The sequence below is a fragment of the Chryseobacterium sp. FG46 genome, from assembly GCF_057809135.1.
The window spans coordinates 28,927-41,213 of the sequence record NZ_JBMDJJ010000012.1; the positions used below are offsets into that span (position 1 = coordinate 28,927).

The following is a 12,287-nucleotide window of genomic DNA, read 5'->3' on the forward strand; positions in this document are numbered from 1 at the left end:
CTTATTATTGTGTTCAACAAATTTCCCTTTTATTCCCAAATAGAACAGATGGATTGCGGTCCGGTTTGCCTTAAGATTATTCTAAAATATTACGGTAAAGATTGTGACCTGGTATATCTGAGAAACCTTACTGAAGTTACCCGCTCCGGGGTTACTCTGGCAGATATTAATGATGCCGGTAAAAAGCTGTTTTTTCATACAACTCCCTTTAAGATTCCTTTGTCTACACTGAACGAGGATGTTCATTTACCCTGCATTTTACATTGGGAGCAGGAACATTTTGTTGTACTCTATAAAATCAAAAATAATTTTTATTATATCTCAGATCCCAAATATGGCAGACTAAAGCTTAAAAAAGAGCAGTTTGTAAAACTTTGGATTTCGTCTACAGATAACGAAGGGATTGGGCTGCAATTAATCCCGACAGAAGAGTTTGTTGAGTTTAAACCTCCTTTTGAACAGCAGGATTTAAAAATTTTCAAAAGCTATATTCGTTCAGTTTTAGAAAAACAAAATTTCAAAATTGGACTGCTGATTTTTTTAATTACGATAAGTTCCGTTATTTCCTACATCTTTCCTCAGCTGATTCAGAAGATGTTTGATGAAGGAATGAAGTCGAAAGAAGGAAAAGTGATCATTGGAATTTTCGGATTTCAGATGCTTTTGTATGGAGGGCAGATACTCATCAATATCCTTCAGAATTTTGTGGGAGTACACTTTAGCTCACAGGTAAGTATTAAAATGCTGAATGACTTGCTGCAGAAAACAGTCAGGCTTCCGGTCTCTTTTTTCGAAAACAGATTATATACAGATCTATTACAGAAAATAGAAGAGCAGTCAAAAATAGAACAGTTATTAACCAGACAATTGTTGTCGAATATTTTATCAGTTTTTTTACTGATTGTACTAATAATAAGGCTTTTAATATATAATCAGTATATAGCATTGGGATTTCTGGGAATTGCCGTTTTTTCCACTGTATGGATTTACTTGTTTCATAATAAAAGAAGGATTATAGATTATTATGCCTTTAAATTAAATTCAGAAAGTAAAAATCATCTTGTTGAGATGATTACCGGGATGGTTTCCGTTAAAATTAGTAATGCTCATATTTCAAGAATATCAAAGTGGGAAGAGCTGCAGAAAAAAATATATAAGACCAAAGTAAAAAGTCTTATCCTGGATATTTATCAAACCAATGTTACCAGCATTATTAAACAGTTATTTATATTTTCAACTACCTTTTTTTGCGTGTATTGGGTATCACTTGGGAAAATGACGGTTGGCGAGATGCTGAGTATAGGATATATTATAGGTATTGCTTCCGCACCCATAGAAAACCTGGTCGCTTTTTTTCGCTCATTTCAGGATTCAAGTTTAGTGTATAAAAGAGTTCAGGAAATTTTACAGCAAACCGATGAAAACCTGAATTTAAAAGACGGAGATCAGGCTCTGCTGAGTAAGGATATCAGTTTAAACAATGTATGGTTTAAGTATCCGGGCGGGCATCAGCCTTATGTTTTAAAAAATATTAATTTTAAAATTCCTAACGGGAAAGTTCTTGCCATAGTTGGAGAAAGCGGAAGTGGGAAAACTACATTATCCAAACTTCTTCTGGGATTTTACCCCTCTTCAGAAGGAGATCTGAACATCGGACAAGAAGAGCTGTTTCAGATCAATCATGATTGGTGGAGAAGCAATTGTGGAGTTGTTCTTCAGGACTCATACATATTCAGCGGAACTATAAGAGAGAATATTGCCATGCAGGAAGATGCAGATGAAAAATTATTGATCAGTGCCTGTAAATTAGCCAATATATACGAAATGATTCAAAGTCTTCCTTTAGGTTTTGACACCAAAATAGGAGCCGCAGGAGATGATTTAAGCGGTGGACAGAAACAACGTATTCTCATTGCAAGAGCGGTATATAAAAATCCGGATTTTATTTTCTTTGATGAAGCTACTTCTGCGCTGGATGCAGAAAATGAAAAAATTATACATGATAATTTGCAGGAGTTTTTTAAAGGAAGAACTGTTGTTATCATTGCACACCGTTTATCCACAGTGAAAAGTGCAGACAATATTATTGTTTTGAAAAAAGGCGAAGTTGTAGAGCAGGGTAACCACCAGGAATTAGTATCCAAAAAAGGAGAATATTTTAATTTGGTCAGAAACCAGCTGGAATTAGGAGAATAAAAGAAAACTTAGAGACCTTAAATAATATATTTGATGAAAACAAAGTTTCTTCTATGGAACTTGTTGAAAAAAGGAAGCCGGAAAGGTTTCCTTTTGTGTATGCCCATTACAGCAATATGTGGCATAATTTAATTTCCTATGCATAACATTAAACATTCGTTTAAAAAATCATAAAATACATTTAAAATTCAGTTAACAACCTTCTTCCTCAGATACTGTTGCTTTGCAAAAAAAGTAATGATGGAAAACAACAACTCATTCAACAGAAGAAGATTTCTTAAAAATTCACTATTGGCAGCCGGAGGAATTTTTCTTGCTCCTCTCATTGAAAGCTGCAGCGACGATTTTACTGAAAATAGCAATGCTCCTGACGATCTTAAGAACGGAGGTTTTGAATCCGGAGTAGCAAGCTTTGACCCAAGCGCAACAGGAATTATTATCTGGACCCGATATTCAAAAGGAACTGATGCAGAGATTACATGGGAAATCAGTAAAAACAGCAATTTTTCAGAAGTAGTAAGAAGAGGTCAGGCGAATGCTGCATCCGTAAATGATTTTACTATAGCGGTAGATGTACAGAATATCTCTTCCAATACAAAATATTACTACAGATTCTATAACAGTACAACTAAGGAAGTCAGCGTAACAGGAGAAACCCTTACTTTACCTTCAAAATCAGATGCTGTAAGTGAAGTAAAAATGGCTGTCGTATCTTGTTCCAACTTTCCTGCAGGACTTTTCAATGTGTATGGTGCGATTGCAAAATCTGAAGCAGATGTTGTAGTACACCTTGGAGACTATATTTATGAATATGCTCCCGGGCAATACGGAACAAACCCTTACACCAATCAGTTGGGAAGAGCACATCAGCCGGCGAAAGAAATTCTTAACCTCAGCGATTACAGGGAACGATACAGGCAGTACAGAGGAGATAAGAATCTTCAGCTTCTTCATCAGAAAAAACCGTTCATCTGTGTTTGGGATGACCATGAATTTGCCAATGATACCTATAAAACAGGAGCAGAAAACCATCAGCCGAATGAAGGAGATTTTCAGGCAAGAAAAATGGCTGCATTTCAAGCATACAGCGAATATATTCCTCTTAAAACAGGGAAAGATATGAGAATTTACAGAAGTTTCAGCTTCGGGAATATCGTTTCCCTTTACATGATGGATACAAGGGTGATTGCAAGGGATAAACAAATGGAATATTCGGATTATCTTGATAATACAGGAAGTTTTAATCAGACACAGTTTAAAACAGATTTCTTAAGCACCAGCAGAAAACTGATCGGAAACGAGCAGATGTCATGGCTGAATACTCAGATCAATGGTGATACAGCCAAATGGAAAGTGCTTGGACAACAGATTTTAATGACTAAAATGATGGTTCCTGCAGAACTTCTGATGTTACTGAATCAGATTTTAGCAGAAATAAAACAGCATGGAAGCGCACAGCCGGCTACTATGCAGGCACTTCAGAATACCATCACACAGCTGATTATTCTTAAGACAAGATACCAGCAGCAGGATCCTACACTAACTCCGCAGGAAATTGCAAGAATCACAACTACGTTACCATACAACCTGGATGCGTGGGATGGATATTTCATGGAAAGAGAACAGCTTTACTCTATTCTTGCAGGAAAAAATGTAGTGGTACTGGCAGGAGATACCCACAATGCGTGGTTAGGAAAACTGACCGATGCACAGGGTAAATTCATCGGAACAGAGCTTGCCTGCAGTTCCGTTTCTTCTCCTGGTCTCGAAGGATATCTGGGAATCACTTCAGATCCTGCCAAAGCAATAGAACTGGCTCAGGCATTTTCATTGCTGATAGATGACCTGGATTATGCCAATCTTTATAAAAGAGGATATCTGCATGTGAAATTTACCACTGGAAATTCTACTGCAGAATGGAGGTTTGTAGACAACGTTATTTCAGATACCTACAATACCACCACAGAAAAGACCTATACAATATCATAGTTTCAATAAATCATATCTTATTTTCAATTTGGTAAAAAGAGTCATGGTGCTGCTGTGGCTCTTTTATATTATTCTTTTTTGTATCTTAAACAAATGTGAGAAAATACAAGAAAAGATTTGCAATAATGATACTCTTCTGTTTAGTATTAGAGAGCATTATGCTTGGGTTGGTTAAATGGCTTATTTAAGAATTTCTCATTGATTAATCGAGAATTTAAATTTCATATCCTTTTCAATTTATTTTTATATCTCAGAATCTTATGCTTATATTTATTTTATATTAAGGTTTGCCGGTCAATAAAATAGAGTGTATTTATCTAGAAACCATGGCTGGATTTAAAATTAAATGAATGAAAGGTTTAAAAAAACAGCTCGGACAGTTTCCCGATGAAAAAAGAAAAGAATATTTCAGTACACTGCCCAATTATCTCAACGGACGATTTCAGAATATATTAACAACACCAGCATTGTTAGAAGGAGAAAGTATGACTAAACTGCTCCTTCAAAGCTTGTGTAAAGTAGAAAATACATTACCCAAAACCGCTCTCCCGTTTGTAGAGACTGATCTTAAAAATCTTCAGCCTGATGAAAATGTCTTGGTATGGTTTGGGCACAGCTCCTATTTCATTCAGGCTGATGGAAAGAAATTCCTGATAGATCCTGTTTTCAGTGGTAATGCTTCCCCCATGCCTGGTTCCATAAAAGCTTTTCAGGGGGCAGATTATTACAAACCGGAACATATGCCGGATATAGATTTCCTGCTTATTTCCCATGATCATTGGGATCATTTGGATTATAAAACTGTTCAGGAATTAAAAGATAAGGTCGGTAAAGTTATTTGTGGTCTGGGAACCGGACAGCATTTCGAATACTGGGGCTGGAACTTTGATAAAATTATCGAAAAAAACTGGTGGGAAAGTATAGACATTGCAGAAGACTTCAGAGTCACACTCACTCCGGCAAGACACTTTTCCGGGAGATTGCTGAACCGTAATATCTCATTGTGGACATCCTTTGTTTTAAAAACTCCTACTAAAAATCTTTTTTTAGGCGGTGACAGTGGCTATGGAAATCATTTTACAGAAATTGGAAACCAATATGGACCGTTTGATCTAGCAGTTATGGAAAATGGACAGTATAATGAAAAGTGGCCTTATATTCATACATTACCGGATGAACTGATGACAGAAATAAAAGAACTGAAAGCCAAAAACTTTATCCCTGTACACAATTCCAAATTCAAGCTGGCACAACATGCATGGTATGAGCCTTTAGTGCTGGCATTAAAACATGCAGAAGAGAATAATATCCCGATAACCCTTCCGATGATCGGAGAAAAAGTAAATCTGGATCAGCTGGAAACTGCAGTCTGGGAAAAATGGTGGGAAGAGGTAATGTAAGAGACTTGCCATTTTTTGTTTATATGAGGCAGACTAAACTTTTACTTCTAAGCCTTATACCTTGATAAGGACGCCTGAATTTTATGAAATCTTTGATTTCATCTTATGTAAACTTCTCGGCACTGCCATTTTAAACTTACTTAGGTGGGCTAAAGTGTTTTAAATTAAAGGGTTTTGTAACGTGTTTGATTTTATAGGCTTTTAATATAAAAACCTGCCCATTATTGAGCAGGTTCTTCCTTATTATAAAAAAATAATCATTACAAAGGCTCCTTATGGTTTACCTTCGTATGAATAATATCGTAAAATACAGATGGGTTAGCAGCATCAGGCGTAATTCTGTACGTAAATGTTGTTTCGTTCAGAACCAGAATATCTACAACACGGGTAAAAGTGGGAGTGGTAAGTGTTCTCTTTTTACCATCCGGAGAGATAGACCATGTTCCTTCGGATCTTAACACATCATTTAAACCGAAAATTTTAAAAGTTCCGTTTGCTTTGAAGTAAGAATATCCTACATATCCGGCGACATTGGTATTATTTAGTGCAATATCACTTCCATTTTTATCCTTAGCACCTGTTGTTTCCCAAGGAGTAGAAGCAAGAGTTAGCTGTCCGTTAGCAGGTTCTGCATGAGATGTTTTTGTGTGGATAATATCATAGTAAACAGAGAGGTCACTGGAGTTAGGACGGATTCTGTACGTAAATTCATTTTTATTCAAAACAAGAATTTCTACATCACGGGTGAAAATAGTTGTCCCATCCGGGTTTAATGCAGCAATAGTTCTTGTCTTTCCCTGAGCATCTACAGACCAAGTTCCCATAGATCTCAATATATCAGTCAGATTATAAATCGCAAACTTTCCATCTGTTTTAAAATAAGCAAAACCTACATATCCGGCTACGCTGGCATCGTTGAGGTCTACATTATTTCCATTCTTATCTTTTGCTCCTGTAGTTTCCCATGGAGTAGAAGACAGTACCTGTGAGGGAGTCTGCTGCTCAATAATGATTTCATTGTCGTCATTTGAACATGAAACAAACGATGCCGATAGCAATACAGCCGCAGACAGATAACATAATTTTTTCAGTGTATTCATAAGAGTATTTTTAAGTCTTTGCAAACTTATTCCTAATAAATATCAATGCGTTGTACGAAATATCTCTTTTGTTGTAGAAAACATAACATATGCCAATTCAGAATGAGAAAAATGATATTATGGACAAAATTTGCATCAAAAGTACCCAATTCCCATCCTTTGGATGGGTGGCAAAAATTCAAAGAATTTTTGACGGGGTGGTTTTTAACATTACCTATTAAAATCAAATTCTTACCATAAAAATTCACCAAAAACTCTATTTTTGAGTATGAATAACAGAAACCGTGGAAAAAATACTGGCGATGATGCCCTGTTCGGCTCAGAGAAACAGATCGGCAAGCTGAAACTGGCAGTTGAAGACATGCATTATCTGCTGAGCAGAGAATACCCGGAAAAAGCAGCTTCCGATCTTGTGGGAAACAGGTACCGATTGAAAACCCGCCAGATACAGGCTCTTCGTGGTGCATCAGCCTCAGCTGCCCAGCTTCAGAACAGACAGTTAAAACAGTTAGAAGCCTCAGATTTAAAAGGGAAAACTATTTATCTCGACGGTTTTAATGTTTTGATCCTGTTGGAAAGCCTGCTTTCCAATGCTTATATTTTTGAAGGATTGGATGGCTGCATCCGTGATCTTTCAGGGGTGCATGGAACCTATAAAAGAGTTAATCAAACCTTAAGAGCAGTAGAATTGATAGCTTCTTTTTACCGGAAAAATCAGATTCATCAACTTGTATGGATATTTGATAAGCCGGTTTCCAACAGCGGAAGAATTAAGCAGATTGTTCTGGATTTTGCCAAAGAACAGCATCTCAACTGGGATGCAGATCTGGAATACAACCCCGATAAATTCCTGGCAGAAAGTTCCGCAACCGTTATTTCCTCAGATGCCTGGATTCTTGATCATTGTAAAGAATGGTTTAATCTGATCGGTTATCTGATCAAAGAAGAAAATATTCCCGTTAACCTGATCAGAACAAAATAAGTATGAATCTGTTTGAACCTTATATTCCCCTGTTTTCCGACACATGGAAAGACCAATACAAAGCCCTTTTAGCCAAAGAACATCTGGAAAATCTGGAGAAAAATATCTATAGGTTTAAAGAAAATACTTTAGACTGGGATTTTCCCTATTTTAATGAAGAAATAAAGATCAACAGACAGGAAAGCTTTGAAAAATTGATGAAGATTCTTGAGAATGATAATTCTGATGAGGGGAAAACAAAACTTCTGGAAGCAATTCCCTTCGAGCATTGGCTGAATGTTTTGGGACAAAGATTAACCTCAGCAAGCATCCGTGATGAAAATGCAATACCTCCTTTGAAAGCAGTGCTGATTAATGCCTGCAAAGAACCCTTCAACAATGAAATAACCATGGCACAGAGAGCCTGGGAAAAACATATTGGAAGAATGGATGATGATTTTTGGGGAGAAATCAAAGGAAATAACCAGCAGAAACAGGAAAAAGTAATGGCAAAAATCCACGATATCCTTGAACATAAAACCTGGTGGAATGTATTTTTTCATTATAAACATGAACTGGTTTTTGAAGTCCGAGAAAAAGAAGGGCATGGAATCCGATGGAGCCACGGAGGAACAAAATTGATCGGCTTTCTGGAAAAGTTTATCAATGAATAAAACATCTGCGCCACCTGTGAAATCTGCGTGACAAATAAAACATCAGTAAATAAGGCAGATCAAACATATTTTTTAAGCCTAAAGCTAATGTATTACATTTCTGTTTTTTCTGATACGTAAAAACATTGCGTATTAAGTATGTAGTTTTGCAAGCATAAGATAGAGGCTGTCAATTTTTCAGAACAGAATGCTGCCAGCTTCCATTTTTTATATTTGAAAATAACAAATAATAAAAAGTAAAAAACAAAATGAATACTTACATTGATATTGGCATTAATCTCACCAATAAGCAGTTCTATAATGAACACGAAGAAATTATCAACCGCGCTTTGGATCATGGTGTTGAACATATGATTCTCACTGGAACCAACGTAAGAGGAAGCAAAGAATCTGCGGAAATTGCAGAAGAATATCCTGAAATTTTATTTTCAACAGCCGGAATTCACCCTCATGATGCCCAATCTTTTAATGAACAAAGCATCGGCGAACTCAGTAAGCTATTGAAACAGGATCATGTGATTTCAGTAGGAGAGTGCGGACTGGATTTTGACCGTGATTTCTCTCCGAGACCCGTGCAGGAAAAATGTTATCAGGCCCAGCTGGAACTCGCGATAGAAGTCAATAAACCTCTTTTTCTTCATGAAAGATCCGCATTTAAAAGATTTAATGAAATCACAGATGACTATCTTTCAAAGTTACCTGAAGCCGTAGTACACTGCTTTACCGGAACATTGACCGAAGCAAAAACTTATCTGGATAAAGGATTTTATTTAGGGTTTACAGGAGCTATCAGTGATGAAAAAAGATTTAAACATCTCGAAGAAGTTATAAAATACGTCCCTCTTGACAGAATGATGATTGAAACAGATGCCCCATTTATGCTTCCGAAAAATATGCCCAGAATGCAGAACAGAAGAAACGAACCTTCATTTTTGCCTTATGTAGCACAAAGAATTGCCCATCTGAAGAAGATCAGTATTGCTGAGGTTGCAGACGAAACCACAGAAACCGCCAGGAATTTTTTCAGACTATAAAAAAGAGCTCTACTGATTAAGTAAAGCTCTTTTTTATAGCGAATTTGTTTTCTCGGTGCTTATAAACTCTTAATTGCAGATTCCAAAGCCAGTTCCATCATCGGATTCAAAGCTTTTTCTCTCTCATCAGCAGAAATCTTCTCATGCGTTGGGATAATATCCGTTACCGTAAGAATAGTCGCTGCATTTTTTCCTAAATGCTGAGCATTGGCAAATAAACCGAAAGCTTCCATTTCTACTGCCGGGCAGTTGTATTTTGTAGCAATTTCAGGAGTTGCAGGATCTTTTCTATAGAAAATATCACTACTGTGGATATTGATAGCTTTAGCATTTAAAGATAAATCTTTAGCGGTTTCATTAATAGTGTTAAAGATATTCCCCTGGTGAGAAAGGATTTCTTCTTCAATTCCCCATGCATATTTAGCGTACGTACTTTCGCTGGCAGCTTTATCAATATTTAAGATATCAAAAAGTTTAAGATCGGTATTGTAAGCTCCACAAGTCCCGATTCTGATAATCGTATCTACTTCATATTCTGTAAACAGCTCAAAAGAATAGATTCCAATACTTGGGAAACCCATTCCACTAGCTCCTACAGTGATTTCTTTACCCTTATAAAGTCCCGTATAATAAAAAATACCTCTGGTTTTGCTTACCAGTTTAGCATTTTCTAAATAATTTTCAGCAATATATTGTGCACGAAGCGGATCCCCCGGCTGCAATACTACTTTAGCAATTTCTCCTTTTTTTGCACTGATGTGAATACTCATAATGTTATTTTGAATGGGGCAAAGATAATAACTTTTAGTTTGTTTCTGTAATTCCGAAAAATGGAAACAATGAAACCATCTCTTATTAATAAATTATATAAGATGTTATCAATAAATGCTTTAAATAATATTTTAATTAAAAGTCCTTTGTATAATCCAAAACCTGACCTTGTAAATAGAGAACAATAAAAGAATAACGAAGAGCAGGTATCGTAGAAGGAGTGCAGCTAATTTTGCAGAAATACAACATTTAATATTTTAAAAATGAAAATTGAGCACATTGCCGTCTGGGTCAAGGATCTTGAAAAATCCAGAGCATTTTATGAGAAATATTTCGGAGCGGTTTCCAATGAAAAATACCATAATCCTGTTAAAAACTTTCAATCTTATTTTTTAAGTTTTGAAAACGGTTGCCGTCTTGAAATCATGACCAGACCGGATATCAAAGAAAGTGAAAACTCTTACGAATCCCAACAGTATGGAATCATTCATCTTGCATTCTCTGTGGATAGCAAACAAAAAGTAGATGAACTTACAGAAATATTAAGGAAAGATGGATATACAGTTGCCGGAGAACCTCGTACAACAGGAGACGGATATTACGAAAGCGTGATCCTTGATCCGGAAGATAATATCATTGAAATTGTATCACAGTAAATCATTGCGGGGAGCTTTAGCGACGAAGCAATCTTTATAGTAGTGAATAAGTAATTTCAAACCTTATAGGTTTTTAAAACCTATAAGGTTTAGATTTAAGATTTATTTTGCTGAAAATCTCACATTGAGCGAAGTCGAAATGTTCTAGCGCCTTAAAGCCGCATAATGCTTATAACCTTTGCTTCCTTCCGTTTTTCAACACTTTAATTCAATATTTAACAATATTCTTCTCCACAAAAATTTTATTCTCAACGAAATAATTTTATTTTTGTTAGATCATGGAAACCAAGTCACCGTTTTTAGACACGATCTTTTTGCTTCGTAAGGAAGAATGTATTACTCTTTTTTCTAGCTTACAGCAAATTTCCCCTCGGGAAGAGGCGGAAGCAGGAGACTATTTTGAAACAGAATTCGAAAAAGAACGGCTTGAGTTTTTGTCTGACCAACTGATCTGCAATAAAGAAGCTGCAGTATGGGCTGCAAAAGTTCTTTACCATAGCACACAGCTTTATCTCATCAGAGAAAATACAGAGAAAAATATTGAAAATCTTATTCCCGGATTCAAAGGAACACGGGATATTTCTTCTATCTTATCCGCAGACTTATCACTGAGATTTTTACCACAGGTAGTGGCTGCTCTAAACACGGTTGATCCTGAAGATCCTTTAATTGCTATGCTGGAAAATGTGCTGACACAGTTTCACTATTCCGGAATAGGGTATGATCTTGATCTGAAGAATGTGAACTGGAAGGAAGAACTGAAAGACTCTACCTACAGAAAACTCTATTTGGAAAGAATTGTAGAAAAAAGAGATTATAAACTGGCGGAAATTCCGTTTATCAATAAACTACTAACTGCCGAATTCGGAATGCACAAAGAAGCATTCTGGCGGGAACTAAAAACTATAACCGAAGATAACAATGAAAATGTATGAGAAAGTATTTGAATTTTTAACCGATCCTACAAAAGAAACATTCCTGAAATGCCGTGAACGGGTGATTAATGATCCGGAATATGATCCCTATTCCGAAGATATCGAAAACATACAGGATTTACTCAATAAAGGAAAATTTGAAGAGGTTATACGATATAATAATGTCAATATTCTGCTGAGTCCCAGAGCACATATTTATAAATATTTTGCTTACAAAGAATTGGGTGATGAAAAAGGAAGAAGTATTGAAATGACAATAGCACAGCTTATTTTTGAATGCCTTGAAAAAACAGGAAACGGAACAAAAGATTCTCCTTATATTATCACCAGGATTTCTGATGAAAGGGATTTAGTAAGACATCATCTCAATAAACAGGATGTTTCACAAAACCTGATCAAGGACGGAGATAAAATCATGGATGCACTCACACTGGAGGACGGAACGCAATTGTATTTCGATATCAAAGTGCCTTATCAGAGACTTGCTTTTTCATTCAGTAAAAGAAATGAACAGGCAGAAAATAAAGAAGAAGAGAAACCTCAGAAGAAAAAGTGGTGGAAATTTTAATTT

At 36.1% G+C, this 12,287-nt stretch carries 11 protein-coding genes; 9 read left to right on the forward strand and 2 right to left on the reverse strand.

Features of this window, described 5'->3' with window-relative positions:
- The first annotated feature begins 9 nt into the window (after positions 1-9).
- The 3 genes from ACODR7_RS10695 to ACODR7_RS10705 all read left to right on the forward strand — a co-directional run bounded on the left by ACODR7_RS10695 (position 10) and on the right by ACODR7_RS10705 (position 5,585).
- On the forward strand, positions 10-2,196 hold the full coding sequence (locus ACODR7_RS10695) for a peptidase domain-containing ABC transporter (protein WP_488839008.1): 2,187 nt from the start codon (positions 10-12) through the stop codon (positions 2,194-2,196).
- A gap of 237 nt (positions 2,197-2,433) precedes the next feature.
- Positions 2,434-4,185, forward strand: coding sequence for an alkaline phosphatase D family protein (locus ACODR7_RS10700; protein ID WP_488839009.1), 1,752 nt, complete (start codon positions 2,434-2,436; stop codon positions 4,183-4,185).
- A gap of 350 nt (positions 4,186-4,535) precedes the next feature.
- Positions 4,536-5,585: an MBL fold metallo-hydrolase gene (locus ACODR7_RS10705; protein WP_488839010.1), complete on the forward strand. Its 1,050-nt coding sequence runs from the start codon at positions 4,536-4,538 to the stop codon at positions 5,583-5,585.
- A 260-nt stretch (positions 5,586-5,845) separates the two neighbouring features.
- On the opposite strand, the gene ACODR7_RS10710 is transcribed toward ACODR7_RS10705, so the two are convergent.
- Entirely contained in the window at positions 5,846-6,685 is an 840-nt protein-coding gene (locus tag ACODR7_RS10710) for a DUF4822 domain-containing protein (RefSeq protein WP_488839011.1), read from the reverse strand.
- A 268-nt stretch (positions 6,686-6,953) separates the two neighbouring features.
- Here ACODR7_RS10710 and ACODR7_RS10715 point away from each other — a divergent pair, with 268 nt between their 5' ends.
- The 3 genes from ACODR7_RS10715 to ACODR7_RS10725 all read left to right on the forward strand — a co-directional run bounded on the left by ACODR7_RS10715 (position 6,954) and on the right by ACODR7_RS10725 (position 9,354).
- Complete coding sequence (locus ACODR7_RS10715) at positions 6,954-7,667, forward strand: DUF434 domain-containing protein (RefSeq protein ID WP_488839012.1); 714 nt, start codon at positions 6,954-6,956, stop codon at positions 7,665-7,667.
- Positions 7,668-7,669: 2 nt separating this feature from the next.
- Positions 7,670-8,320, forward strand: a complete 651-nt coding sequence (locus ACODR7_RS10720) for a hypothetical protein (RefSeq protein WP_488839013.1) — start codon at positions 7,670-7,672, stop codon at positions 8,318-8,320.
- A gap of 248 nt (positions 8,321-8,568) precedes the next feature.
- Positions 8,569-9,354, forward strand: coding sequence for a TatD family hydrolase (locus tag ACODR7_RS10725; protein WP_488839014.1), 786 nt, complete (start codon positions 8,569-8,571; stop codon positions 9,352-9,354).
- Positions 9,355-9,413: 59 nt separating this feature from the next.
- Here ACODR7_RS10725 and deoD read toward each other — a convergent pair whose 3' ends face one another.
- A complete protein-coding gene (gene deoD, locus ACODR7_RS10730) occupies positions 9,414-10,124 on the reverse strand; it encodes a purine-nucleoside phosphorylase (RefSeq protein WP_110368238.1) in 711 nt (236 codons plus the stop codon).
- A 264-nt stretch (positions 10,125-10,388) separates the two neighbouring features.
- Here deoD and ACODR7_RS10735 point away from each other — a divergent pair, with 264 nt between their 5' ends.
- From ACODR7_RS10735 to ACODR7_RS10745, 3 genes are all read left to right on the forward strand, one after another.
- Positions 10,389-10,781 carry a VOC family protein gene (locus ACODR7_RS10735; protein ID WP_488839015.1) on the forward strand — a complete coding sequence of 131 codons (393 nt, stop codon included), beginning with the start codon at positions 10,389-10,391 and terminating at the stop codon, positions 10,779-10,781.
- Between the two features lie 278 nt (positions 10,782-11,059).
- A complete protein-coding gene (locus tag ACODR7_RS10740) occupies positions 11,060-11,716 on the forward strand; it encodes a hypothetical protein (protein WP_488839016.1) in 657 nt (218 codons plus the stop codon).
- Entirely contained in the window at positions 11,703-12,284 is a 582-nt protein-coding gene (locus tag ACODR7_RS10745; RefSeq protein WP_488839017.1) for a hypothetical protein, read from the forward strand. Before ACODR7_RS10740 ends, ACODR7_RS10745 begins: the two co-directional genes overlap by 14 nt.
- Positions 12,285-12,287: the final 3 nt, after the last annotated feature.